Source organism: Porphyromonas sp. oral taxon 279 str. F0450 (genome assembly GCF_000292995.1).
GTDB lineage: Bacteria > Bacteroidota > Bacteroidia > Bacteroidales > Porphyromonadaceae > Porphyromonas > Porphyromonas pasteri.
In genome coordinates this window covers 19726-46124 of the sequence record NZ_ALKJ01000015.1, presented here as the reverse complement: position 1 = coordinate 46124, position 26399 = coordinate 19726, and the positions used below count along the sequence as shown (strand labels likewise).

21 protein-coding genes are annotated in these 26399 nt (G+C 58.7%); 7 read left to right on the top strand and 14 right to left on the bottom strand.

Annotation, left to right across the window (positions count from 1 at the left end; genetic code table 11):
• Positions 1-22: 22 nt before the first annotated feature.
• Both HMPREF1323_RS02375 and HMPREF1323_RS02370 read left to right on the top strand, forming a co-directional pair.
• Positions 23-2638 carry a glycoside hydrolase family 2 protein gene (locus HMPREF1323_RS02375; protein WP_009432555.1) on the top strand — a complete coding sequence of 872 codons (2616 nt, stop codon included), beginning with the start codon at positions 23-25 and terminating at the stop codon, positions 2636-2638.
• A 120-nt stretch (positions 2639-2758) separates the two neighbouring features.
• A complete protein-coding gene (locus HMPREF1323_RS02370; protein ID WP_009432671.1) occupies positions 2759-3832 on the top strand; it encodes an AAA family ATPase in 1074 nt (357 codons plus the stop codon).
• An 89-nt stretch (positions 3833-3921) separates the two neighbouring features.
• On the opposite strand, the gene HMPREF1323_RS02365 is transcribed toward HMPREF1323_RS02370, so the two are convergent.
• Positions 3922-4314 (bottom strand): hypothetical protein, encoded by a 393-nt coding sequence (locus HMPREF1323_RS02365; protein WP_044123920.1) that lies wholly within the window; start codon positions 4312-4314, stop codon positions 3922-3924.
• Positions 4315-4515: 201 nt separating this feature from the next.
• Between HMPREF1323_RS02365 and HMPREF1323_RS02360 the strand changes: the two genes are divergently transcribed.
• The 3 genes from HMPREF1323_RS02360 to HMPREF1323_RS08945 all read left to right on the top strand — a co-directional run bounded on the left by HMPREF1323_RS02360 (position 4516) and on the right by HMPREF1323_RS08945 (position 7650).
• On the top strand, positions 4516-4881 hold the full coding sequence (locus tag HMPREF1323_RS02360) for a nucleotide pyrophosphohydrolase (protein WP_009432526.1): 366 nt from the start codon (positions 4516-4518) through the stop codon (positions 4879-4881).
• Between the two features lie 13 nt (positions 4882-4894).
• Positions 4895-5770 carry a deoxyribose-phosphate aldolase gene (gene deoC / locus HMPREF1323_RS02355; RefSeq protein ID WP_009432612.1) on the top strand — a complete coding sequence of 292 codons (876 nt, stop codon included), beginning with the start codon at positions 4895-4897 and terminating at the stop codon, positions 5768-5770.
• 137 nt (positions 5771-5907) lie between these two features.
• Positions 5908-7650: a phosphoethanolamine transferase gene (locus HMPREF1323_RS08945; protein WP_009432653.1), complete on the top strand. Its 1743-nt coding sequence runs from the start codon at positions 5908-5910 to the stop codon at positions 7648-7650.
• A gap of 25 nt (positions 7651-7675) precedes the next feature.
• Here the strand turns inward: HMPREF1323_RS08945 and HMPREF1323_RS02345 are convergent, their stop codons facing one another.
• The 13 genes from HMPREF1323_RS02345 to HMPREF1323_RS02285 all read right to left on the bottom strand — a co-directional run bounded on the left by HMPREF1323_RS02345 (position 7676) and on the right by HMPREF1323_RS02285 (position 23798).
• Positions 7676-8338: a M15 family metallopeptidase gene (locus HMPREF1323_RS02345; protein ID WP_009432573.1), complete on the bottom strand. Its 663-nt coding sequence runs from the start codon at positions 8336-8338 to the stop codon at positions 7676-7678.
• 266 nt (positions 8339-8604) lie between these two features.
• Positions 8605-9918 (bottom strand): thioredoxin family protein, encoded by a 1314-nt coding sequence (locus HMPREF1323_RS02340; protein WP_009432634.1) that lies wholly within the window; start codon positions 9916-9918, stop codon positions 8605-8607.
• A 12-nt stretch (positions 9919-9930) separates the two neighbouring features.
• Complete coding sequence (locus HMPREF1323_RS02335) at positions 9931-10392, bottom strand: hypothetical protein (RefSeq protein WP_009432547.1); 462 nt, start codon at positions 10390-10392, stop codon at positions 9931-9933.
• Between the two features lie 14 nt (positions 10393-10406).
• Positions 10407-11114 (bottom strand): hypothetical protein, encoded by a 708-nt coding sequence (locus HMPREF1323_RS02330; protein ID WP_009432668.1) that lies wholly within the window; start codon positions 11112-11114, stop codon positions 10407-10409.
• Positions 11115-11136: 22 nt separating this feature from the next.
• On the bottom strand, positions 11137-12684 hold the full coding sequence (locus HMPREF1323_RS02325; protein WP_009432597.1) for a RagB/SusD family nutrient uptake outer membrane protein: 1548 nt from the start codon (positions 12682-12684) through the stop codon (positions 11137-11139).
• Positions 12684-16154, bottom strand: coding sequence for a SusC/RagA family TonB-linked outer membrane protein (locus HMPREF1323_RS02320; RefSeq protein WP_052312349.1), 3471 nt, complete (start codon positions 16152-16154; stop codon positions 12684-12686). The genes HMPREF1323_RS02325 and HMPREF1323_RS02320 overlap by 1 nt, the downstream gene beginning before the upstream one ends.
• A gap of 170 nt (positions 16155-16324) precedes the next feature.
• Positions 16325-19195, bottom strand: coding sequence for a M16 family metallopeptidase (locus HMPREF1323_RS02315; RefSeq protein ID WP_044123919.1), 2871 nt, complete (start codon positions 19193-19195; stop codon positions 16325-16327).
• Between the two features lie 178 nt (positions 19196-19373).
• Positions 19374-19823 carry a nucleoside deaminase gene (locus HMPREF1323_RS02310; protein ID WP_009432590.1) on the bottom strand — a complete coding sequence of 150 codons (450 nt, stop codon included), beginning with the start codon at positions 19821-19823 and terminating at the stop codon, positions 19374-19376.
• Positions 19823-20044, bottom strand: coding sequence for a hypothetical protein (locus tag HMPREF1323_RS02305; RefSeq protein ID WP_044123917.1), 222 nt, complete (start codon positions 20042-20044; stop codon positions 19823-19825). The genes HMPREF1323_RS02310 and HMPREF1323_RS02305 overlap by 1 nt, the downstream gene beginning before the upstream one ends.
• Positions 20045-20065: 21 nt before the next feature.
• Positions 20066-20947, bottom strand: coding sequence for a diacylglycerol/lipid kinase family protein (locus HMPREF1323_RS02300; RefSeq protein WP_009432667.1), 882 nt, complete (start codon positions 20945-20947; stop codon positions 20066-20068).
• Positions 20944-21417 carry a preQ(1) synthase gene (gene queF / locus HMPREF1323_RS02295; RefSeq protein WP_009432540.1) on the bottom strand — a complete coding sequence of 158 codons (474 nt, stop codon included), beginning with the start codon at positions 21415-21417 and terminating at the stop codon, positions 20944-20946. The genes HMPREF1323_RS02300 and queF overlap by 4 nt, the downstream gene beginning before the upstream one ends.
• 21 nt (positions 21418-21438) lie before the next feature.
• The gene (proS, locus tag HMPREF1323_RS02290) at positions 21439-22917 is read right to left on the bottom strand and encodes a proline--tRNA ligase (RefSeq protein WP_009432630.1); all 1479 of its coding nucleotides are present in this window, start codon (positions 22915-22917) and stop codon (positions 21439-21441) included.
• A gap of 191 nt (positions 22918-23108) precedes the next feature.
• Positions 23109-23798: a hypothetical protein gene (locus HMPREF1323_RS02285; RefSeq protein WP_009432530.1), complete on the bottom strand. Its 690-nt coding sequence runs from the start codon at positions 23796-23798 to the stop codon at positions 23109-23111.
• A 751-nt stretch (positions 23799-24549) separates the two neighbouring features.
• Between HMPREF1323_RS02285 and HMPREF1323_RS02280 the strand changes: the two genes are divergently transcribed.
• Both HMPREF1323_RS02280 and lgt read left to right on the top strand, forming a co-directional pair.
• Positions 24550-25446: a diaminopimelate dehydrogenase gene (locus HMPREF1323_RS02280; protein ID WP_044123948.1), complete on the top strand. Its 897-nt coding sequence runs from the start codon at positions 24550-24552 to the stop codon at positions 25444-25446.
• 36 nt (positions 25447-25482) lie between these two features.
• Entirely contained in the window at positions 25483-26349 is an 867-nt protein-coding gene (lgt, locus tag HMPREF1323_RS02275; RefSeq protein ID WP_009432542.1) for a prolipoprotein diacylglyceryl transferase, read from the top strand.
• The last annotated feature ends 50 nt before the right edge of the window (positions 26350-26399 follow it).

Below are 26399 nucleotides of genomic sequence, written 5' to 3'. Positions count from 1 at the left end.
CCCTCCAAAGTGCCCCACATATATGAACCGATCGCTACACCGTGCGCTCTATAGCTGCGCCCTTGTCCTCCTTACCTTGATGATGACTCAGACCGCTGCCCTTGCCCTCCCCTCCGATACGCTGACCCTTAGTCGTGGCTGGACCTTCAGCGAGCACGGCAGCTCCGAGGTGCATCCTGCGACGGTACCTGGTGTCGTGCAGCAGGACCTCATCCGCCTGGGTAAGCTCCCCGATCCCTATTACCGCCTCGCTGAGGACTCTATCCAGTGGGTCGGTGAGCGTGACTGGGACTATGCCTGCACCTTCGCCCTCAGCCCCGAGCAGCTCCAGCGTCCGTCGATTCACCTCCTCTTCGAGGGGCTGGATACCTACGCTTCGGTCTACCTCAATGGGCAGAAGATCCTCGAGGCGGAGAATATGTTCGTAGCGCACGAAGTCGATATCCGCCCCTATGTGAAGGCATCGAACCGCCTGGAGGTGCGCTTCCGTTCGCCTCTCACCGCAGCCCTACCGCTCTACGAAGCTGCGGGCATCAACTACCCCGCGGACAACGACCATGCGGAGAAGCACCTCTCGGTCTTCACCCGCAAGGCACCCTATCACTACGGCTGGGACTGGGGCGAGCGCATGATCACCATCGGTATCTGGCGCCCTGTGCGAGTGCTCCTGCGTGGGGCGACCTTCTTCGCTGAGCGCCCCATCGTGACCTATCACCCCGAGCGAAGCCTGCCCATCGAGGTGCGCCTCCCCGAGGGTGCTGTCCGTGGCAGTGAAGCGACGCACCTCAGCTACCACCTCTATGATGCTACGGGGCGGCTGGTCTTCGAGCGTACAGCACCTCTTGCCGACTTCATCACCCCGACTGAGCGTGGGGGCTTGCACGCTCTGGCTAATCCCCAGCTGTGGTGGCCCAATGGCTTAGGGAAGCCCTACCGCTATAAGGCCAGCTTTGAGCTCCTCGAAGGTGAGCGTGGCCGTGTGCTTGACGTGGCGCAGTGCGCTGTCGGGCTACGAACGGTCGAGCTGGTGCGTGAGAAGGATAAGGACGGGCAGAGCTTCTTCTTCCGTGTTAATGGTCAGCCGCTCTTCGCTAAGGGCGCGAACTATATCCCCGGCACCTTGCTTCTCCCGACCCGCACGGAGGCCGACCGCAAGCAGCTCTTCGACGACGTCGCTAGCTCGCACTTCAATATGCTCCGCGTGTGGGGTGGGGGGACGTACGAGGAAGATGCCTTCTACGACGAAGCCGATGCACGTGGTATCCTGATCTGGCAGGACTTCATGTTCGCCTGCACCGCCTATCCTGGCGATAGTGCCTTCCTGAAGAATGTCCACAGTGAGCTGGTGTACAACATCCGCCGTCTGCGTCAGCACCCCTCGGTAGCGACGTGGTGTGGCAACAATGAGATCCGTGAAGCGCTGAAGTACTGGGGCTGGGCGAAGCGCTACCCAAAGGAGGTGTATGAGAAGTTCTGGCGCGACTACGAAGCCCTCTTCTGCAAACTCATCCCCGAGACGCTGCGTGAGGAAGATCCCCTGCGTCCCTATATCGAGAGTAGCCCCGACACGGTGAACTGGGGTCGCCCACAGGAGATGGGTCTTGGTGAAAGCCACTACTGGGGCGTATGGTACGGCCGTCAGCCCTTCGAGATCCTGCGTGAGCGCATGCCCCGCTTCATGAGCGAATTTGGTGTGCAGTCCTTCCCCATGCTCCCGAGCATCAGCCGCTTTGCCCGCCCTGAGACGGACTACGATCTCGAGAGCGACGTGATGAAGGCGCATCAGAAGAGCAGCATCGGCAATGATGTCATCCTCCACTACATCCGTCAGGACTATCCCGAGCCCCGTGACTTCGCGGACTTCGTCTACCTCTCGCAGGTGATGCAGGGGCGTGGTATCGCTCTCGGTATCCGTGCTCAGCGTGCTGCAGCACCCTTCTGTATGGGCAGCCTTTACTGGCAGCTCAATGACGCTTGGCCCGCTGTCTCTTGGTCGAGTATCGACTACTATGGCGAGTGGAAGGGCTTGCAGTACGAGGCGAAGCGTGCCTTTGCGCCCATCATCCTCGTCCCCGACACCGCACGGGGCAAGATGCTACTCACCTACGACCCACTACCTCGCCAGCGTCAGGTAAGTCTCACCGCTGAGGTGCGTGACTTCTCGGGTCGCCTCGTAAGACGGCATACCTTCGCCCCCGAGACGCTCCCAGCGCGCCAGGTCGGTCGCCTTGAGGTCGCCCTTTCTATGGAGAAGCTCTTCACAAGCGATGCCGAGCGCAAGGGAGCCTTCGTACACTACGAGCTGCGTGATGCACGGACGAAGGCGCTCATCACTGAGCTTACCGACTACGCTGCACGCACCAAGGAGCTGCGCCTACCTCGCACGAAGGCGGGGGACTTCACGATCAAGACGACCCGACGTGCTGGTACGCTCTTCATCGAGATCCAGAGCAAGACGCTCCTGAAGGACGCTTACATCGACCTTGGGGAGACGGGCTGGCAGCTCTCGGATAACTTCCTTGACATCCTCCCAGGTCGTCGCTACCGCCTGCGTGCTACACGCCGTCAGAACGCCCCTGCTCGCACGACGACAGCCCTTCCCACCGTCACCCTCCGCTCCATCACGACGGCGGAGTAGGGTAGACTTCCCGATGACTACAAATAGCCCTGAGCCGTCTCTCGTGAGATCGCTCAGGGCTATTCGCTTTAAGAGCCTTATCTTTGTGCGGGCTGGACGGCCCTATCACCCCGATTACAGATGAATAAGAATATCACCCGCATCGCCCTCACCGGCGGCCCTTGCGCAGGTAAGACCACCGCCCTGGCACAGATCATCGAGCACTTCAGTGACCTCGGTTACCTCGTCTATGCACTCCCCGAGACGCCGACGCTCTTTAGCAATGCGTCGATCAACTTCGGCACGCCCGACCGTCAGTACTTCTACAACATCGAGAAGGCTGTGATGAAGTACCAGCTGCAGATGGAGGATACCTTCCTCGAGCTCGCACATACCGCTCCGCACCCCGTGCTCATCATCTCCGATAGAGGGACGATGGACATCTCGAACTATATCGAGCGCACGATGTGGCAGGCCCTCCTTGACGAGCTGGGTCTCTCGGAGATCAAGCTCCGTGATGCTCGCTACGACGCTGTCATCCATATGGTCACCGCAGCACAAGGCGCAGAGGAATTCTACACGCTGGAGAACAATGCTTCGCGCCACGAGACCGTAGAGGAGGCTCGTGACCTCGATGCTCGCATCCTCAAGGCTTGGACGGGACACCCCCATCTGCATATCGTGGAGAACAATGTGGACTTCCAGGAGAAGATCCGCCACGTCCTGCACGCTATCCATGAAACGCTGGGCGACGATCCCGCTACCTTCACCGATATCCGCCGTCGCTTCCTCGTGCAGGTGCGCGGTGAGATCCCCTTCGGCGTAGAGACCGACCTCTATCAGGCTTACATCGATATGGAAGACGGCTCGAGTGTCCGCATCCGTAAGCGCGGTCTGCGTGGCAACTACGTGTACTTCATGACACGCAAGAGCCCCATCGAGTCGCAGTCCATCATCACCGAGCGCCAGATCGGTCCCGACGAATATATCTCTTACCTCAACTCCATTCCCTCGCCTGACGACGTACTCGTGCACAAGCTCCGTCGCAACTTCGTCTGGGCAAAGCAGTACTTCGAGGTGGATGACTTCATCGAGCCCAAGCGCGACTACCAGGTCCTCGAGATCTCGTGCGCACCGGATCAGGAGGTGAAGTTCCCTCCCTTCATCGAGGTCATCAAGGAGGTCACAGGCGATCCCGTCTACGGACGCTTGTAGTCTGACAGCCCCTTCCCCATAAGCCATCGGCCCCGCAAGACGAGCGTCTTGCGGGGCCGATGTGGTATCAGATGGGTAGGAGGTGCGCCTTAGCAGCAGTAGAGGCTGGCCGCTAAGAAGAGCGTCAGGGCGAGCGTCAGAAGGAGTGTCGTCGGGACGACGATCCAGCGACTCTGACCATACTGCTGGCAGGCGATGAGAGAGAGGATGAGGGAGAGGACGAGTGGCAGGATCACTGCGGCGATGGCGACACCCATACTCTGGCCCAAGAAGAGCTGATTCATCATCTGCATCGAGAGCGAGATGAAGAATGCCAGCAGCGTGAGGGTGAAGATCACCATCAGCGTGAGGAGGGTTGGTTTGGGGTACACGATAGCTGAGGTATTACGGCGGGCGTTGGTGCTTGCAGCAGCGTGCGTCTGTCGGGTGTAGGGAGTGTGTGAGGCTCCCGTATTCTGTGCAATGCCAGGGTCTCTACCCATTGGCTAAGCAAATGTACAAGTATTTTTCTCGACAAGCCCCCACACGCGCGGCGCTAAGTCCCCGAAGGTAGAGCACCCTTCCCCTGTGCTGAGACGTGCGGAGGCTATGATGACTACTGGTATTGGCGTATCTTTGTATAGGCTGGAGTGGGCCAAAAGACCTTAGCCCCAGCCGAATTTATCCCTCTTCTCTCCCAGCCAATGGACAGCAAACTTACCCTCGGGGAGGCGCAGCGCCTCGTCGACGAATGGATACAGAACTATGGTGTGCGCTACTTCGCACCCCTGACGAATATGGCTATCCTCACCGAGGAGGTCGGCGAAGTGGCTCGCCTGATGTCTCGTCTCTACGGCGAGCAGAGCTTCAAGAAGAGCGACGAAGGCCATAACCTCGGCGACGAACTCGCTGACGTGCTGTGGGTCGTCCTCTGCATAGCCAACCAGACGGGCGTCGACCTCGAGGCAGCTCTCAAGGCAAATATCGAGAAGAAGACCCAGCGGGATAGCGAGCGCCACCGCACCAATCCCAAGCTCGTCCCCGACACCCACCCAGAGACTCAACCATAATACCCACATACTGATGGCAGAAACAAATCAAACTAAGTACACCGAGGCATTCGGTGCTTTCGCCCCTGCTCTCACTGTCGAGGAGCTCGACAGCCGTATCGCTAAGATCCTCGAGGAGCGCTTCGAGAAGAACAATACCCGTGAGGTCAAGAAGTTCCTCCACTCAACGATCGATCTGACGACGCTCTCCGGTACCGATACTGAGGAGAAGGTCGCTCAGCTCGTCGCCTCTGTCAATGACTTCGAGGGCACGGAGGACGTCCCCTCCGTCGCAGCGATCTGCATCTATCCGAACTTCGTCAAGACCGTCCGTGAGGTCCTCACTGCCGAAGGCGTACAAGTAGCCTGCGTTAGCGGCTGCTTCCCTGCTTCGCAGAGCTTCCCAGAGGTGAAGATCGCCGAGACGGCACTGGCTATCGCTGCTGGTGCTGACGAGATCGACATCGTCCTCAACCTCGGCGCCTTCCTCGCTGGTGATTACCTTGAGGCTTCTACCGAGATCGAGGAGCAGAAGGCTACGGCTCGTGGCGCACACCTCAAGGTCATCCTCGAGACGGGTGCCCTACGTGATCCCGAGCTGATCCGTCGTGCCAGCATCCTCGCACTCTTCTCTGGAGCTGACTTCCTCAAGACGTCGACGGGGAAGGAGTTCCCTGGCGCCGACCTGCGAGCTGCCTACATCCTCTGCTCGGTGCTGCGTGAGTACCGTGAGAAGTACGGCGAAGTGCGTGGCGTGAAGTTCAGCGGCGGTATTCGCTCAGCCGAAGAAGCTGTGAAGTACTACTGCCTCGTCGAGGCTATCCTCGGGGAGGAATGGCTGGACAACCGCCTCTTCCGCATCGGGGCAAGTAGCCTCGTGGGGAGTCTCCAGCAGGAGATCCTCGGCTAAGCTCCGCTATCATTACCTCTAATATTGCACACAGGCTACCCCTGCTCCGCACCCTGCGGAGGGGGTAGCCTGGCGTGCTATGTAGGGCATTTTTTGTACGTTTGCCTACCGATAAGCATTTGACAATCCCACCACTTATGGCATTCAATACCTCCTCCTCCTCCTCCGAGGGCTCATTCCTTGGGCGCTACCTGCAGCGCCTCTATAGCCTGCGCTTCTTTGCGCTTCTACTCTTCCTGCTCCAGATATGGGCTGCGGGAGATTACTACGTGGGGCAAGGGCGCTGGCCTTACTTCGGAGAGGTCATCTACCAGACGCTGAGCCTTGCTACCTGGGCCTCTATCCCCACGCTAATCATCGCGCTCTTCCCCTATCGCTGGCTGAGGAAGGTGCTGCAGGGCCTCACGATCTTCGCCTATAGCTACCTGCTCCTCTTCGAGTCCTTCCTCGTCTTCTCCTATAGCTCGCTCTATACTGACAGCATCGCGCTGAATATCCTGGCGACCAACCCAGGGGAGGCCTCAGCCTTCTTGGAGAACCTCAACTATAAGGTCTTCCTCCTCCCGCTCCTTGTGCTTCTCGTGCTCTTCACACTCACCTATGCGCTCACACGCCGCTGGGGGAAGGAAGTGGGTACGTCGCTACGCCGTGGTCTCCTCTTCTGTGGGATGCTTGTGACGCTACCTATCTCGTGCTTTGTCGTGCGCCCTGCGCAGCTCTCCACGATGAGCTACCTCTATATGGCGCCCGTCGAGCGTATCTACATCGGTACAACGAGCTGTATCGCCGATGCGGAGCTACTGGCCAAGTACAGCGCGAATGCACGCAACTTCGATGTGGGTGCCATCGAGCATACACGTGATATGAAGGGCGTCACCGTCGTGGTCGTCCTCGGCGAATCTATGCGCCGCAACTATATGCACTGCTACGGCTATCCACTGGAGAATACCCCTAAGCAGGACTCCCTTGTTAAGACGGGTGACCTCGTCCTCTTCTCCGATGCCATCTCTTCGGCAGCCTGGACGACGGGCTCGATCTCACAGAGCATGAGCTTCTACACCCTCGAGGGTCCTGAGAAAGAGTGGTACAAGTACCCCGCACTGCCCCTCGTGCTCTCCAAGGCAGGCTACTATACCTACTGGGTCAGCAATCAGGAGAAGCAGGGCACGGGTATCCAGCCCATCCCCACGCTCGCCTCTACGTCCGATAGCACACGCTTCGTCCGTATCCGCACGGCTGGTGACTGGAACGCTTCTCCCGATAGCGATATCCTCCCGCTCCTCTTTGACCGCACGAAGACTCCCGCAGGGAAGGATCTCTTTGAGGTCGTGCACCTGATGGGCTCGCATACCCCCTATTCCGATCGCTACATCCACGAGAAGGCGCCCTTCACCGTAGACCAGCTTCCGAAGACGCTCCCCAACGGGAAGCCTACCCCCACCGATGCTAAGCGCCGTGGCATCATCTGCGACTATGTGAACTCGATCCACTACAACGATCAGGTCGTCTCGCAGATCTTCCAGCGCTACAGCCAGACGCCCGCCATCGTCATCTACCTCTCCGACCACGGGCAGGCCGTCTTCGAGAATCCCGAGCGCCCCGACTACTACGAGCATGAGGTATCGCAGGCGGGGCTGATGATCCCGCTTATGGTGTACGCTTCGCCTGCGCTGCGCAAGGAGCACCCCGAGGTCTACGAGCAGATCGTAGCGGCGAAGGGTCGCAAGATCATGACCGACCTCTTGGCGAACTCTATCTGCGGTCTCCTGGGCGTCAAGACGAAGTACTACAACGCACGTCAGGACTTCTTCTCCAGCGAGTACGACAATGCCCGCCGACGCCTGGTGCAGGCATACGACGGGCAGATGCGTGAGTTCTAAGTCGTGAGCGAGTGGGTGCGTGCCCTTAGAAGTCTAAGAGGCGGTAGCGCTTGCGCACCTCCGGCATCGACATACGCTCCTGATAGTGCCACCACTCCTTGTCATAAGGACGCAGGCCCTCGGCACCTAAGAGTCGCTTCATCAGTGCCCTATTCGTAGGGACCTCAGGGGCAAAGACGCCCTTCTTCACTAAAGCCCCTTCATTCCCGAGGTGAGCCTCCTCTCCGAAGTGATCGAAGGGGCTTCCCATATCCAGCGGTTTGCCTGCGGCATCGACGATGGTGAGGTCTACCGCCACGCCGTAGTTGTGGCGTCCACCACGCTCGGGGGCGGCGACGTAGATCTTCTTCGGTGTGCCTGCCACGGCCTGATACATACGGCGCTGTACGCTCTGCGGACGTGCGGCATCATAGATGAGGAAGGCATAGCCGGGCTTCTCACGCTCGAGAGCCTGCTGGGCACGGGCAAGTGCACGTGCCAGATTGGGGTGGAGGTAAGCCTTGCGTAGCGAGCCGTACATATTTGCCCCGATGAAGTTGTCGCGTGTGGCGTACTTCAGCTCGACGCGGATGCGGGGAGCGAGACTGGTGACCTCGACGAGGCCATAGGCACGCATGAGGGAGTCGAGGTTGCGAGCCGAGAGGCTCGTCGTAGTGAGGAGGAAGAGGGCGAGTAGAAGGCGATACATTGCTAAGTCTATGAGGGGGTGATGCGAACCTATATTGGTCACTGAGTCGACCTATATAGGTTGCTTCACGGACCAATATAGGTACATATAGGTGACCTATATAGGTCGACTCAGTGACCAATATAGGTCGGGATGCCCTCCCCTGCGTGATGCTACTTTATAGTGCCGAGCGCAGGGCGGGCGTCGGGTGCAAAGATAAGAGGAAGCCCCGAGAGTCACGAGCGGACTCTCGGGGCTTCCCCTATGATGTAGTCGTCAGGTGCAGCTTACTTCTCGAGGAGCTCGAGGGTAGAGAGCTTGTAGACGATGGAGGCCTGGATCATCTGCTGGGCCTGCTCAGCAGAGCCCATCTGGAGGGATTCGCCATAAGCCTGGTTGTAGTATTCGCGTGCCTGCTTGTAGTCCTTCAGCTCGCGGTAGGAGTCCCCGACCATGACGAGGAAGTTGATCTTATTCATCAGGGTCGTTTCGTTGGGGATAGCCTTCTGGAGCCAAGCGATAGCCTGCTTGTGGTCAGCGGGCGTGAGCTTCTTGCCAGCAGCGTTGTAGAGGGACTGAGCAGCGATACCGTAGTCAGCAGCGTTGGCGTCTTCGCCGAGGCCATTGAGGTAGCTGGACATGAGCTTGATGTACTGGGGTACGTCCTTATTCTTGTAGATAGCGAAGAGCGCACCGTAGTAGTCGACGGACTTCTGGTAGGGCGTGACGGTCTTGAACTTGATCACGTCGTAGGCCTTCTTGTAGTCCGTGCGGATCTTCTCGAGGTACGTCTTGTAGGACTCGTCGCCCTTCTTGACGAGGTCGAGCATGCGCTCATCGTTCTTCTCGATGACGTAGTAGGCAGCGGGCTCACCGACAGCAGCGATCCATGCGTCGAGGTTGGAGTTGATGTACTCGACGACACGTGCTACTTCGTCAGCGTCATCACCACCGAGGTTGCTGATGATCAGGTAGTCCTTCTTGTTGATGAGGCTGTTGTCAGCCATCTTCTTGGCCAGGTAGTCCTTGTAGAGCTTGCGGACACGTACGACCCACTTCTCAGCGTCCATGCCGTCCTGCGTGGTGAGGAAGCGTGGGGCGATGGTCAATAGCTCCTGCTGGATCTTCAGGTCATTGGGCTGAGCGCGGTGCTCCTTATAGAGCTCTTCGAAGCCCTTGACCTCACCGATAGCGGTCTTACCCATCTCGAGCAGCTCTTCGGCCTTCATGAAGCCGACGTTGATCTGGATAGCCTTGCCGTCGGGAGCGATGATCCCGAGGGTAGGGAAGGCCTCGACCTTGTACTTCTTAGCGATCTCGACGTTCTCGGGAGCCTCGGCATCCATCTGGAGGTTGACGAACTTCTCGTTGAAGAACTTCCCGACCTCGGGCTGCGTGAAGATGGTCTTCTCCATCTTCTTACAGGGTACACACCAGGTAGCGTAGAAGTCTACGAAGAGAGGCTTATTCTGGCGCTGAGCTTCGGCGAGGGCTTCGGCGAAAGTCCCTTTGAAGAAGCGTATGCCCGCCTCCTGAGCTGAGACGAAGGAGAAAGCGAGGAGTGCTACGACCAGAGAGGTCACATACTTGAGGTATCTCATAGGGAGCGTGTATTAGGCAGCGTCTTGGATAATGAAGGTGAAGAGGCCACGGAGCTCACGGCTGTAGCCTTCGTTGTAGACCCGTAGATTGACAGTATAGCGCCCATTGGGGAGGTTCTGCACCGCAGCGGGGAAGAGGTTGATGGTACCGCCATTGACGGTGATCGTACCTTCCTTGACAGCGGCAGCGAACTTCTCGGCATTGCCCCCATCAGCGACATCGACGCTGAGGAACTCATAATTCACGGGGTTCGTGCCCGAGACACCCTGGATACGCTGGGAGGTCCAGGGGGCGGGATAGGTCTGGGTCAAGCTATGGGGATCGTCATCGTCGACCGTGCGGTAGACGTTGAGTTCCTTAGCGGAGAATGTGGCGTGCGTCGCATCGAGGTAGCCCACGGCCATCTTGCGGCAAGAGGGCAGTGCAAGGGCGAGGATCACGAGGAGCAGGCCATATATAGATCTTGCAGTCATCGGATGAGATGTATTTAGAAGTCCGTAGGCGTGAAGTCGTACTGGAGCGAGTGGACGACGCCCGTACGTGTCTGGATATCGTGTGAAGCGATATCACGCGAGATGCTGGTCGTGGGGGAGACGATGTGCAGGCGGTTCGCCCCTGAGCCCGCTACCCCTGCGTAGGTGTCGCGGAAGGTATAGAGCCAGAGCTGCTTGCCCGAGGCCATCGTGTAGGTCTTACCCCCCGTACCGATGGTGCTCCCGTCGGCGGCCTTACGCCCTGCGGGGAAGTCCTCGAGGAGGAGCTTCTCCTGTGGGATGACGCAGTCGAGGATGATGCTGCGGCATGTGGCCACGCTCATACGGTCGATGAGCTTCATCGTCTCCTCGTCGGTGAGCGTGCTGGGGTCGACGGCATCAGCGGGAGAGGTGCCGTCCTCATTGATCCCATAGGTACGGTAGAGGTAGCGGCGGATGCTGTGGTTCGTGATCCCGAGGAAGGTGATGTTTGGCCCATACTGCGTGTTCGTCCCCTGGAAGAGATCTTCGAGGCCGGCACGCTTGGTCATATAGACGAGGTAGCTCCAGTTGTAGCTATCAGTCTGGAAGTACTCCCACATCGTCGTGTCGTGGTAGGACGTAGCCTTGCCCGTCTCGACGAAGTCATACTTCGTACACGAGGAGAAGAGGCTGAGGACGAGTAGTGCGAGCAGATATATTGGATGCTTGATCGTACGCATAACGGATAGATCTTAGAGGGTACTACATATAGCGGAACCAGTAGGGACGCTGCAGGATGAGGCCGTTGATGACCTTACCATCCTTGTCGCGCTGGGCGCTCGATGGGATAGGCAGGCAGAGGGCACCACCTGCGATATCCGCCGTGGAGAGCGTGGGGAACTTACCCGTGAGCTCGGTCTTGACGTAGCCGTTGCGCAGGATATCGTAGTAGCGGCTATCGTTCTCGAGGATGAACTCACGCTCGCGCTCACGGAAGATGGCCTTCTTCAGGTCACTCTCACCCGAGGCAGGGTAGGTCTTCGCACCAGCACGTGAGCGGATCTTATTGAGGTCCGAGATCGCCGTGGAGGTGTCACCCAGCTTATTCGCACACTCGGCACGAAGCAGGTAGACATCTGCCAGACGCCAGTAGACGTAGTTGGCATTGATGCTGAGGAAGCTCTTGCCAGACTCAGCGCTCTGGTCGATAGCGAAGACTGCGTTGCGGAACTTGTAGGGCACAGCGTAGCTCACGCCCGATACCGTGTGGTCGGTATTGAACTCATAGAAGAAGGCCGTACGGCGCGCGTCATTCGCGTCGGGATAGAGCTTCTGGATGGTGGACTTCTTCAGGCGGAAGGAAGCCTGTGCCAGGTCCCCCTCGGTGAGCGTGCTATTGACAGGCCACGTGGCGAAGAGATTGGCGACTTCGTTCTTAGAGGTCGACTCATTGCCACGGCTCTTATCGTAGACGAGGGTGAAGATCTCCTCGGGGTTCGTAGCGCTGGGGTCAGAGAGGAGCTGACAGAGCTCTTCGGGGGTCGAGACGAGGCTGTAGGCACCGACCTCGCCGTTGATGACCTTAGAGGCATACTCGACGCTCTTGCGGTAGGCCTCAGTAGCGTCTACCGAAGACTCGCCGTAGAGCTCGGCCATGCTCCCCTTCCAGGCATAGAGGTGCGCCAGAAGCGTGGCGCTATTGCCCTTGCTACCGTACTGCTTGGAGGCGGGTACGTTACCAGAAGTCGTGCGGAGCTTGTCGTAGGTAGGCAGGAGCTCGAAGGCCTTGAGGGCATGCTCAATACCTGCGTCAACGACCTGCTGCTGCGTAGAGAGACCGTAGACCTTCAGGTCCTTAGCGTTCTCCGTGATGACTGCCTGACCATAGGCACGGGAGAGCATGAAGTAGCCGAAGCCGAGAGCGAAGTGTGCCTGACCTGCGTGGTAGGCGTAGCGCTCTTCGGAGAGGCCTTCGGTCTTGTCAATATTATCCAGCAGGAGGTTCGCCTCAAAGATCATACGATAGACGTATTCCCAGTCGGCGGAAGCCTGGATGATACTACGAGGATTACCCTCGCGGAGCTGCCCATCGTTCTGCGTCTCGTCCGCAAGGAGGCCGACCTTCGTCAGAGGCGTGAAGGCGTCCATGCAGTTGTCGAGGTAGAAGTGGATGGTGCTCGTCGTCGTGTTGAGCTCAGCCTCTGTGGAGAATCCATTGCTATAAGTGATGGCATTCTCGGGCGTCAGGTCCAGCTTGCAGGAGGAAGCCAGGAGCGTGAGCGCCAGGGCGGGAAGGATATAGCGTTTCATTAGAACTTCAGATTGAGACCAAGCGTAAGCTTGCGATTGAGGGGGTACATACGGCCCGTGTCCTTACCCGTAGCAGGGTCGACGATCTCGGGATCAAGCCCAGAGTAGTTCGTCAAGAGGAGGAGGTTCTCACCAGCGAAGTAGATACGCACATCCTTCATGCGGAGGCGCTTCGTCCACGTTTCGGGGAGAGAGTAGGAGAGGCTCAGCTGCTTGAGGCGGAGGTAGCTCACACGCTCGATGTTGGTATCGATGTCGCCATCGAACTGACCCGTGTAGCCGTCATCAGCGAACTCGAGTGAGGGGTACTCGGTCTTGTCGCCAGGATTCTGCCAGAAGGTAGCGCGGGAGAAGTCGTTCATCACGACGCCGAACTTCTTATTGAAGAGGAAGGCACCGTTCTTCACCATGTTCATCATGCGCTGGTCGATCGTATAGGTCAGCAGCACATTCAGAGCGAGACGCTTGTAGGTGAAGGTATTCGTGATACCCCCGTAGGCCTTGGGCAGTGCGCTACCAGCGTAGTAGATGTCTTCGCTGTTGATGTAGCCGTCGCCGTTCTGGTCCTTGATCTTACGACCACCGACACGCAGTGGGTAAGCGAGCGAACCGAAGGAGAGGGGTACACGCAGACCCGTCTGGTCGTAGTAGTAGGGGATAGCAGACTCGTCCTGTACGAGGCCTTCATCCTTGTAGGTATAGATACCATAGATGGGGCGGCCGAGTACCTTATCGCCGAGGTCCTTACCGTCGTAAGAGGCGAGGAAGCGGTTCCAGTTGCGAGCGATATTGAAGCGGAGGTTCCAAGAGAAGTCCTTGCGGCGCATGAGGTCAGCCGAGAGGTCCAGCTCAAGACCTTCGTTGGAGATAGCTGAAGCGTTCGTCCAGGTCGTCTTCGAGATGAAGAAGTTACCAGGGGTGGGCACCTGCATCAGGAGGTCATAGGAGTGCTTGTAGTAGTAGTCTACCTTGACCTTGAAGCGGTAGTTGAAGAGGTCGAGGTCAAGACCGAGGTCATACTGGTCGCTCTTCTCCCACGTCAGGTGGCTATTGGCCATAGCGCTGGGCTGGAGACCAGGCTGACCGAGGAAGGAGTTCGACTCTTCCATCAGACCGTGGGCGAGGTAGGCTTCCTGGAACTTCTGGCCGCTCTTACCCCATGAGGCACGGATCTTACCGAAGCTGAGGAACCAGAAGTCCTTCATGAACTGCTCCTTGGAGAAGGCCCATGCAGCACCGAGAGAGGGGAAGGCTGCCCAGCGGACGTCACGGCCGAAGACAGACGAGCCGTCGTAGCGGAGTGAAGCCTCGAGCATGTAGCGCTTGTCAAAGTTGTAGGCGACACGACCGAGGTAGCTGAGCATGATCTGCTCCTGACGGTCGGTCGTCACGCGCTGGAGGTATTCGTCACGACCCTCTACGTTGCGAGCCTGTGGCCAGCCATCACCGATCTCATAGATCTTGTTGGTAGGACCACCAGCAGCCTTACCCTTGATGTTCTCCATCAGGTCGTAGGTCGTGGTCACCCCTGCCATGAGGTCGAAGTTGTGACGGTCACGCAGGTTGAAGCGGTAGGAGAGGATGTTCTCCCACTGGATCATGGCGACCATCGAGCGAGAGGCTTCGACGGAGGAGAGGTTGTTGCTGTTGAGGTAGGAGGGGCGGAAGACGTGGTTGTTAGAGAAGTATGCGTCACCCGAAGCGGAGGTGGCGAACTTCAGCCCAGCGATGGGGGTGTAGTCGATACCGACAGAGAGACGGGCGTTGAACATCCCGTTGCGGGCACGTACATCACGGATCTTCTGCAGGGTGAGCTGCTCAGCGATAGAGCCACGACCTGGGTAGACCGTAGGCGTTTCCTTAGGGTCAACGTCGAGCCCCTGGATGTTGGAGCCGCTGATAGCTTGCTGCTTGTTGTAAGCGAGGTTGAGGCGCGTGAAGGCATTGACCTTAGGCGTGAGGCGCAGGTCAAGGTTCGAGAGGAAGCTGAGGCGCTTGAAGCCCGAGTTGATCTGGATACCGCGCTCGTCATAGAGACCCGTGCTGACGAGGTAGCGTACGTTGTCGTTCCCCCCAGAGGCGTAGAAGTCGCCCGAGGTCACGCGGCCTACCTGGAAGATGTACTTCCACCAGTTCGTGTCATTGTTATAGAAGGTATTCAGCGAGTCCTGTGCGGAGGCGGGGGGCTGGTTGTCCTTCGTCAGTACATTCCCGTTACCCCAGAAGTAGTCGTAAGCCCCGTCGAGGGTAGGTTCCCAGCCGTAGGATTCTCCGTAGCGACGGGGGAGGATGTAGCGGTTGGTCGTATAGTTGTTGTGACCGATACGCTGGTGCTGTGCGAGGATGTTGTGCACACGGCGCTCACCGTGACCACGCATCTGCAGAGGTGTGGAGGGGAGGAAGGAGACGGACTGCGAGAAGTTCAGACCGAACTCTGCCTTGCCCGACTTACCCTTCTTCGTCGTGATGAGCACGACACCGTTACCCGAGCGGGAGCCGTAGAGCGAAGCGGAGGCAGCGTCCTTCAGCACTTCGACCGACTCGATGGTCGAGGGGTCAAGACCTGCTAAGGCGTTGATCCCACCGGTAGATTCAGCAGAGACCTTCGAGAGAGGCACTCCGTCGACGACGAAGAGCGGTGAGCCGTCGTTGATCCCCTGGTCGTTGAGCGAACTGATACCGCGGATGTTGATACGCGTACCGCCACCACCAGGTGAGCCCGACTGGTTCGTCACCGACAGACCCGACATCTGGCCCTGCAGGAGGGACTGGAGGCTGGGTGCGGGAGCGTCCTTGAGCTGGTCAGCCTTGATGGAGCTGACAGCCCCGACGAGCTCCTGCGTATTGCGTCGGCCGTAGGCGATGACGGTGACACCGTCGAGGGACTTGACGTTCTCCTTCAGGATGACCGTCACGGGCTGTCCTGCGGTGAAGGTGGCACTATTGTCGTAGTAGCCGACGTAGCTTATCTGGAGTTCGCCAGAGGTCTTGTCGGTATTGATGGTGAAGGCGCCATCGATGCCCGTCTGGGCACCGAGCTTCGTGCCCTTGATGCGGACGCTGGCGCCGATGATGCCTTCGCCACGAGAGTCCTTGACGACCCCTGTGACTTGGCCCTTAGCGGTAGCCTGCTGCTGGGGGCGGAAGATACGGATGGTCTTGCCATCGACGGCATAGATGAATGGAGTGCCCTTGAGCAGGCCTTCGACCGCCTTCTCGGGAGTTACCTCGTCGAAGGAGACGGTGGCTTTGTAGCCTGCGGTACGAAGCTCAGGCTCGTACTCAATCTTGTAGCCTGAGTTCTGGGCGATGAAGTCGAGGATAGAGGCGATGTCCTTGTCTTTGAAGGAGATCGAGACGGTCGGCGTCGCAGGGGTCTGGCTCCAGCCCTCAGTGGGGGTGGAGAGTCCCAGCGCACACAGGCAAAGCCCGAGGGCCAGACGCCGGCGTATTCTTAATGGTTGTCGCATGGAGGATAGGTATAGGTATGACTTATCTATCGAGGGGTAGGGATATATCAGAGGCGCTGCGGTGTGGGTGGTGCTGACGCAGCGACTCTCAGAGTCCGTGAGAGAGGGCCCTGAGAGTCTACTGTCGGTGTCAGCGGTGCTTGCGCATATGATACATATCAAGAGAGGGCTTAGTGCTCCCAGGTCTTTGCTTCGGGGGCGAGGCTCTTGACGACGATGTCACGGCGTTTGCCTTCGTCGAGGAGCTTCTTCAGCAGGGAGGAGACGTCCTGAGCTGTGACTTCGGAGACCTTGACCTCCTGACCGGTAGCGGTCTTCTTGGAGAGGTCGGGGGCCTTGCCTGTCTCAGCGTAGGCATTCAGGAGGGCGATCCATACGCCGAGGCCCATGCCGTCACCGGCTTCCTTCGCCTCAGCCTCTTCGTCGAGGACCTGAGGGATGTGGACCTTCTTATACTCGTCGCGGTCGATCTGACCTGCTGCGATGGAGCGGAGGATCTCATAGGTGCGGGCCTTGAGGTGGTCGGCCTTAGCACGTGAGGTGATGAAGTGGATCGAGAGGCTCGTGCTGGCTACAGGGTCATCGGTGTAGTTCGTCTTGACGGCGATGCTGTAGGTACCCTGCTCCTTCTCGCGAAGCTCATCGAAGAGGCGGTTCTGCAGGAGGGGCTCCAGCAGGCCGAGGGCGATGCGCTCGCGGTCGGTGAGCTTCTTGTCTCCAAGGAAGGAGAGCTCTACTTCGCCCAGATCCCCCTCAGTGTCGACCTCGAAGGTCCGCTCGATGACACGCTCACGAGAGCTGTGGTCACGGATCGTGTAGGTGCGACGTGGTGCCTTGGGGTTGCCAGGCAGGGCAGCCAGATAGGTCGTGACGATGCGCTTAGCTTCGGCCTCGCTGATGTCACCGACGAGACAGCCCGTCAGCTGTGACGCGTCACCGAAGTGCTCAGCGTAGAGGCGGGGCAGGTCGCTCAGCTTCATCTTATCGTAGAAGGTATTGTCCTCACGAGGGTTGGCCTCGGTGATGGGGTTCAGCAGTTCGCTGATCTCGCGGTCGACGGCTTCGCGGCCCTGCTGGGGCTTCGAGTCGTAGATGTAGCGCTTACGCTGGAGCCACTTGTCGAAGATGTGCTGGTCGAAGCGCTGCTTATTCAGCACGAGGTAGAGGTAGGAGAAGAGGTCGTCTACACCGTCCGTCTTACTACGTGCCTGCATCCCGTCGATGTACTCGGTGATGGAGAGGTTGACCTCCATGGGGCGGTTGCGCAGCCACTGGGCGAGCTGGTTGCGGTCGTACTTATAGAGACCCGAGGCCATGATGAGGCTCTGCATAGCGGAGAAGGAGGGCAGGTCGGCAGGCTTGACGATGGACTGACCACCCTTAGCCGAAGCGAGGAAGAGGACTTCGCCCTTGAGCTCCTTGGCCAGATTCTTATAGATGACCTTCATGCCATTGGAGAGCGTCCACTCGGTAGCGTCGAGTGAAGGGATCTTCTTCTCACGAATGATCTTCCCTGCGGGGAGCTTGAAGTCGATGAGCTTCGTGATAGGTGCAGGCTCACTGCTTTCGGCAGCCTGTACGGGAGTATTGTAAGCTGCCAGCTCCTTGAGGAACTCCTGCTCGCCGATAGCTGGTGCGGAGGGGCTATTGGTATAGGCGACGAAGGCGAGGTTGCGGTCTCCCATCGCACGCTGCTTGAGCCAAGTGCGCAGGTCGTCAGCCTCCAGCTCGACGAGTGCCTCGAGGTTGTCCTCGAGCTGCTGGCGGAATTCGCGCATCGGCGTACCGTAGAGGTAGTTGTTGCGGTAGATGTCGATGAAGTTCTGTGGCGTGCCGAGGCCCTTGTCATCGCTCAGCACTTCCTTCATGCCATCATAGAGCTTCTGCTTCTCAGCCTCAAAGGCATCATCGCTGAAGAAGCCATAGGGCATCTGAGCTCGAGCGGCGAGGATCTGCTGGAGGGCAGTCTTGTCCTGACCCGAGTAGGGTACGAAGTCCCAAGCGAACTGCCCATAGCCACGTACCAGCGGTGAGTAGCTCACCGAGGCAGCGATATAGGCTTCCTCACCGCGGTTGCGCAGGCGAGCGAAGTACTGAGGAGCCAGAGTGTTGAAGAGCTGCCCGAGGAGGTAGTCCTTCGTAGCCTCTGCCGTGGGGCGGTTCGTGGGGGTAGCTACACGCTGGTAGATGCCGTAGGAATGTGAGCGGTTCTCCTTATCCGTGAAGCGATAGTAGAGGGGCTGCTCATTGTCGTCAATAGCATAGGGAGGGCGTGCCTTAGCATTGCGAGGTGCGGGGAGTGAAGCGAAGAGCTTCTGCACCTTCTGCTCATAGGCGGCGGGATCGATATCCCCGACGATCATCACGCACTGCAGGTCGGGGCGGTACCACGTCTTGTAGAAGGCCTGGATATCGGGGTACTTGAAGGTCTTCAGGACGTCGAGGCTGCCGATGACATTGCGCTTGGAGTACTGCGAGCCATTGTAGATGACGCCGGCGATGCTATCGCTGAGCCGCTTGTCGATGCCGCCACGCTGGCGCCACTCTTCGATGATGATGCCGCGCTGCTTCTCCGTGTCCTTCTCGGTGATGGAGATGCCACTGCACCAGTCCTTGAGGATGAGGAGCACGGAGTCGGTGAGGCCCTTCTCTGTCGTAGGGACATCCATGATGCTGTAGCGCGTGTCGTCCGTACCCGTGCGTGCGTCGAAGCTGTAGAGGCCACGCGTGCGCAGGTAGTTCATCACGCCACCAGGGAAGTGCTCGGTGGCTTCGAAGGCCATGTGCTCGAGGTAGTGGGCAAGACCATTCTGCTTGTCATCCTCGAGGATCGCCCCGACATTCTGTAGGAGGAAGAAGTGTGCCGTACCCTCGGAGGCACCCGCATCACGGCTGATGTAGTACGTCAGCCCGTTGGGGAGACGGCCTGTGCGGAGGGTAGATACTTGTGCGGATAGTTGGGTGTAAGAAAGCCCTCCCAAGGCCGCTGCTATCAGGAGGCTTTTAGCGAGTCGAGTCGCGCGTGGTGTCTTAGTCGTCATCACGTATTCGGGTCTATTGATCAGGTTACGTCAGTATAGTATAGTGGGAGGACGCTCCTCCCCCGAGTTCAGAGTAAGGCGGTCTCCCGCCACTCATAAAACGCTTCAAATGTACATAAAGTGCCGCAATACTCGTACTAAGGCGCACTAATATGGTATGAGATGCGATAAACAGAGGCTATCGGCGTGCTGCGAAGAAGCGCTGCATCAGCTCGCGCGCCTCGTCGGCAAGCAGTCCTCCACGTATCTTGGCACGACGGGGGAAGAGGTCGGGTGCATAGTGTCGGTAGCCGAACTTCTCCTCTCCTGCACCATAAATAATCTCCCCTAAGCGAGCCCAAAAGAGCGCCCCAGCACACATCACGCAGGGCTCCACTGTCACATAGAGCTGGCAGTCGGGGAGGAACTTACTACCCATATACTCCGTGGCGGCTGTCACTGCCAGCACCTCGGCATGGGCTGTGGGATCACTGAGGCGCTCGACCTCGTTGTGTGCTCGGGCGATGATCTGCCCACGGCAGACGACGACAGCACCGATGGGTACTTCGCCCGCTTCGTAGGCCAAGGCTGCCTCATCGAGGGCCTGGCGCATGAAGTATTCGTCAGAATAGGGGAGGATGGTGCTCATTACTGCATCTCAGCTTCGTCGAAGAGGAAGGGCGCATTGCGCTCATGCTCCGTGATGACCTCGGCCATGATGACCTCGCGCATCCAGCCTGTGCGGCTCGCGATACGTCGGCTCTCACAGTGGTCGATGATCGCCTTGTACTCGCGCTCGTTGAGGGTGAGCGTAAGGCGGTGCGTACGTCGGAGGCGTGGGCGTGGGGGCAAGGCCCGTTTCTTGGCCATGGCGTGCTGAGGGGAGGCGTGCTATTGGGGGATGATGACGTGCAGCGAGTGGGGGCGCAGCTTGATGTCGATGGTGGTACCCAGCTCGAGGGGCTCACCGTCGATATGTACGGCGCCTGCTGTGGGGCGCTCAATGCGGAGCGACTTGATGCGCTCGGTCTCGTAGTGCTTGTTGCCAGCGAGCTTGCCGAGCATGAGGTCTCCTAAGACCATCGCCGCCTCGAGGACGGGGAAGGGACGTATGATCGCCAGGTCCAGCAGGCCGTCCGACAGGTCTGCCTCGGGAGCGATGTAGGCATTGTTCCCATACTGCGTGGCGTTCGCCACGACGAGGACGAAGGCCTCCGTCTCGAGCGTGCGCTCACCGTCGTTGATGTCGAGGCGATAGGTCTCGGGCTTGAAGGAGCGGTACTCCTCGATCATCGTGCGCAGGTAGGTCACGGGGCCACGTGTGGAGGCCTCGGCGAAGGTCCTACTGACGGCTGCATCGAAGCCCATCCCGCAGGTGCAGAAGAAGGGGCGTCCGTTGAGCTCGCAGCTGTCGATGGCGATACGCCGACCGCTGACGAGCTGCTGGATGACCTGATCGCTCTTCATCGAGAGGCCGAGCGAGCGTGCCAGACCATTGCCCGAGCCCTTCGGTACGATGCCGAGAGCCGTCTGGCTCCCGACGAGGCCGCGTGCGACCTCATTAACCGTGCCATCACCTCCGACGGCTATGACGTGGTCATAGCCTTCACTGGCAGCACGTCGGGCAAGCTCTTCGGCGTGCCCTGCGGCCTTGGTGTAGGTGAGGAAGAGCTCGTACTCCGATGCGTTGTAGGCTTTCCCTAAGAGATCGGGGATATTCTTCTTCGACCCCGTACCAGAGATGGGGTTGATGATGGCAAGGACTTTCTTCATCGTACGGGGTGATTAGCTAAGCGCTGGAAGGCGAGCTCCTCGTACTTCGTGCCGGGGCGCCCATAGTTGGCGAAGGGCAGGATGCTGATACCACCGCGTGGGGTGAAGTCCCCGACGACCTCGATGTATCGTGGATCCATGAGCTCGATGAGGTCCTTCATGATGATATTCACGCAGTCCTCATGGAAAGCCCCGTGGTTGCGGAAGCTGAAGAGATAGAGCTTGAGGCTCTTACTCTCGACCATACGTACATCGGGGATGTAGTTGATGTAGATCGTCGCATAGTCGGGCTGTGCCGTGATGGGGCAGAGGCTGGTGAACTCGGGGCAGTGGAAGCGCACCCAGTAGTCGTTGCCCTGATGCTTGTTGGTGAAGGCCTCCAGTACCTCAGGAGCGTAGTCCTGGCTGTACTGGGTGGTCTTCGATCCGAGGAGGGAGAGTTCGTTCTCTCCGTCACGTATGCTGGCCATAGGGTAGTCTGTGATGATGGGTTAGTAGGCGCGGGCGAAGAGGACACGCTGAGCCGAGGGCTTGCCGGTGACCATGCACTTGCCTGGAGTCTTGTCGCCCTCGAGGGGGATGCAGCGGATCGTGGCCTTCGTCTCGGCCTTGATCTTCTCTTCGGTCTCGGGAGTACCATCCCAGTGAGCGAGGATGAAGCCACCTTCCTCGATCTTTTCCTTGAATTCCTCATAGGTGTCGACCGTGATGGTGTGGCTCTCGCGGTAGTCGAGCGCCTTCTGGTAGATGTTCTGCTGGATCTCGTCGAGGAGCTGGGTGATGTGATCGGCGATGCCGTCGAAGGCGCAGGTCTCCTTGGTGAGCGTGTCACGGCGAGCGACTTCTACCGTGCCGTTCTCGAGGTCACGACCACCGAGGGCCAGGCGTACGGGTACACCCTTGAGCTCGTATTCGGAGAACTTCCACCCGGGCTTCTTGTTGTCTGCGTCGTCGTAGCGCACACGGATGCCGCGCTTCTTCAGCTCGGCGATGAGGGGCTCTACGTGGCGGCCGATCTCGTCACGCTGCTCGAGCGTCTTGTAGATGGGGACGATGACGACCTGATGAGGGGCGAGCGTCGGGGGGAGGACAAGCCCGTTGTCATCGGAGTGGCTCATGATGAGTGCACCCATCAGACGGGTCGAGACGCCCCATGAGGTAGCCCATACGAGCTCCTGCTGGCCATCCTTGTTGGTGAAGGTGACGTCGAAGGCCTTGGCGAAGTTCTGCCCAAGGAAGTGTGACGTACCGCTCTGCAGCGCCTTGCCATCCTGCATCAGTGCCTCGATGGTGTAGGTCTCTACGGCACCGGCGAAGCGCTCGTTGGCGCTCTTCACACCGACATGCACGGGGATAGCGAGGAAGTCGCGGGCGAAGTCGGCGTAGACATTGACCATGCGTACTGCTTCTTCTTCGGCCTCCTCACGGGTAGCGTGGGCGGTGTGACCTTCCTGCCAGAGGAACTCAGCGGTGCGCAGGAAGAGGCGGGTACGCATCTCCCAGCGTACGACGTTCGCCCACTGGTTGCAGAGGATCGGGAGGTCACGGTAGGACTGGATCCAGCCCTTGTACGTATTCCAGATAATGGTCTCAGAGGTAGGGCGCACGATGAGCTCTTCCTCGAGCTTCGCCTCAGGGTCGACGACGACGCCCCCGTCAGGGCTGGTCTTCAGGCGGTAGTGGGTGACGACGGCACACTCCTTAGCGAAGCCCTCGACGTGGTCGGCCTCCTTGCTGAGGAAGCTCTTCGGGATGAAGAGGGGGAAGTATGCGTTGTAGTGACCTGTTTCCTTAAACATGTCATCGAGCTGGCGCTGCATGCGCTCCCAGATAGCATAGCCGTAGGGCTTGATGACCATACAGCCGCGCACGGCGGCGCTCTCAGCTAAGTCTGCCTTGATGACGAGATCCTGATACCACTGGGAGTAATCCACGCGGCGGGGAGTCAGTTCCTTGAGTTCTTTTGCCATTATGATTATGTGTCGTTATCTATCTCTATGTTTATGAGTTCACAAAGATACTAAAACCAAGGGAGTGGCGGCGGGTGGCGCTCTGTGTCTCACCAGAGGTCAAACCGCCCGTGAGGGGGTATGCTATAGCCGATGGGCCAAGCATACCCCCTCACGGGATCGAGTGGAGGACGGATAGGTGTGGTGTACGCCTATCGCCCTAATGGGTTGGTGAAGACAAGGCCTACGCTGGGATAGACCCCGATATTCGTATTCTTCCCGAGGATGCTCCCTGTGTAGGCATCGGGGCTAAATGTCCCCCGCCAGCTGAAGGAGCTATAGGTGCTCAGCCCGACCTGCAAGCCGATAGCATGGCTCTGCGATAGGCGGTAGCCCAGTGTCAGGCGGTAGGTGAGCCCTATCCCCCAGGCATTCGCCTTGGTCTCAGCGCGGCTCCCCCATGCTTGAGCTAAGCCCTGCGTGTAGGTGACGCCCACGCTGAGACTATTCCGCAGGAAGAGGCTCTGTCGATGCAGGGGGCTTACCTTAGCCCAAGCCAGCCCCACATAGCTCTGTAGGATACGCGTCTCTGCGGATAAGTCAGCGAGCGACTTGCGCCACTGCAAGCCCTGTGCTTCTAAGCCGATGGCCTCCCCTGGCTTGTACTGTAGGAGGACTTGTGCATGTAGGGCGGGACGTAAGCCAAAGTATTCGGACTGATACTTTAAGCCGAAGGGAGAGATATTCATCCCTGTGTTCCACACGGTGGAGAGACCGATCTCGGTCGTCAGGGTAGGCTTCTGTGGCTCTTGAGCTGCTGCGGAGGTAGCTACTACAGACGTAGCGAGGAGCACTCCAGCTAATCTCTTGAAGTTAGTCATAGGGAGTACGAGCTTTCTCATAGGATTGAGTACTATTAGGGTTGGTGATGAGGTCACCTGAGGGGTGCATAGTCCCATCGGTGTGTGCCGTAGGGATTGGGTGTTCGTATGACTTGTTAACGGCAGGCGGTGCTTGCTTCTCATAGTCCTTCTGGTGGGTGACCTCATGGCGCCTTCAGGAAAGGGAAGTAGTGTATCGTCTGAGAGCGAAGGTAGAAATTTTTCTCACGCAAACGATGGGGAATAGGCGAAGGTGCGGATTCTCGCCCTTCGGCGGGTCTGCGATGTGGCGGAGAAAGCCCTCCCTTTGATACGGCTGTGAGGGGAGAAGTGGTGCTATAATTGGCTTGAAACGAGTGAGAAAAAGTTGTGGAGGAGTAGAGGGAAAGCTGCGAAGCACTATGCCTATTCTTTCGTCTACGTGCGAGGACTTAAAGACTACGTGCAGAGATGATAGGATTTACGTGCCTGGCTCTAAAATCCACGTGCGTAGACAGCGGAATAGGCGTAGTGCTTCGGGGGAAGTACTCGCAGCGCTCCGGAGAAGTGCCGTGCTACTTCGCGCCTTTTCCTCTGCTCCCTTTAGAGTACTACCTGGTATAGCTCCTCGGAAGGGGGCTGTATGGCTCCCTCGTCGCACCCCTATGGGAGGGTGGTCTGTCGTCGTGGAGTGAGGGGCCAGTGGCATAGGGTGGTTTTCGTATCTTTGTAGTTATAATAGATCTATCAATCATTTATTCACCACGAAAAGAGTAGAAAAAGTATGTCAGAGATGAAGAAGCTACGTGCCGCTGTCGTCGGCTACGGGAATATCGGTCGCTACACCATCGAGGCTCTCGAGGCAGCACCCGACTTTGAGATCGCAGGTGTCGTGCGTCGTGACCCCTCGAATGTCCCCTACGAACTCCGTCCCTACCGCGTCGTCAGCCGCATCGAGGAGCTGGAGGACGTCGATGTAGCTATCCTCTGTACCCCTACGCGTCTGGTAGAGGCTACCGCTCAGCAGATCCTCCCACTTGGCATCCACACGGTCGACAGCTTCGATATCCACACCGATATCCTGCAGCTGCGTAAGAACCTCGGCGAGACCGCCCGTGCCCACGGCGCCGTCTCTGTCATTGCCTCGGGCTGGGACCCAGGGAGTGACTCGGTCGTCCGCACGCTGATGGAGGCTATCGTCCCTAAGGGGATCACCTATACCAACTTCGGCCCAGGTATGAGCATGGGCCACACCGTCGCCGTGAAGGCCATCGCAGGTGTCCGCAAGGCCCTCTCGATGACGATCCCCACGGGCACGGGTATCCACCGCCGTATGGTCTACATCGAGCTGGAGTCTGGCTACAAGGCCGAGGAGGTCATCCAGGCGATCAAGTCGGATGCGTACTTCGTCCATGACGAGACGCACGTCACCGTCGTCGATGACGTCGACCAGCTCATCGACATGGGGCACGGCGTACACATGACTCGCAAGGGCGTCTCGGGCACCACGCAGAATCAGCTCCTCGAGTTCAACATGAAGATCAATAACCCCGCTCTCACCGCACAGATCCTTGTCGCCGTAGCACGTGCTACGCGCCGTCTGGCTCCTGGCTGCTACACGATGCAGGAGATCCCTGTCATCGACCTGCTCCCTGGTGAGCGCGAGCACTGGATCGGCAAGCTCTGCTAATCCATCATTTCCCCTCTCTCTCAAGCCCTTTAGCCTATGCTTAGTGCCATCACTTGGGACGTCGATCCCGTCATCATAGATATCTTCGGCCGCGGTATCCGCTGGTACGGCCTCCTCTTCGCCCTCGGGCTCCTGATCCTCGGCCCGATGATCGAGGAGCGTATCTGGAAGCGTGAGCGCCTGCCGGAGGAGTGGATGAACTCCCTCTATATCTATGTCGTCCTCGGCACCGTCATCGGGGCGCGACTGGGGCACGTCCTCTTCTACAATCCCTCCTACTACCTTGCCCACCCTGGGGACATCCTCAAGGTGTGGGAAGGTGGCTTGGCGAGCCACGGGGGGACCATCGGGATCATCCTCGCCGTATGGATCTACTCGCGCCGTGTGACGAAGAAGTCCATCCTCTGGACGCTCGACCGTCTGGCTGTCCCCACGGGGCTGGCTGCGGCACTCATCCGTATGGGGAACCTGATGAATAGCGAGATCTTCGGCCGCCCGACCGATGCGCCTTGGGGCTTTATCTTCCCTCGCGCCTCGGAGTTCGCCGGCTACGCTGAGCGCGGTATGGCGATCCCCGCCTGCCACCCGACACAGATTTACGAAGCGCTGGCTTACCTCCTCGTCTTCGCCCTGTGTATGTACCTCTACTGGGTGCGTGACGCTGCTCGCCGCTACTCGGGTCTCATCCTCGGCTACTTCCTGACGGGCATCTTCGGCTTCCGCTTCTTCGTCGAGAGCATCAAGAACGTGCAGGAGGCCTGGGAGGTCAATATGGTCGCCAGCTATGGTATCAATATGGGGCAACTGCTTAGCATCCCCTTCGTCGTGGCAGGCATCGCGCTCATCGTCTACGCCTACCGCCATCCGCTCACCCCTGAGCCCCTTGACAAAAGGAAAAGCTAACAACATAGAGGCGCTCCCCGAGTCCTGACGACTGCGGGGGAGCGCCCCTT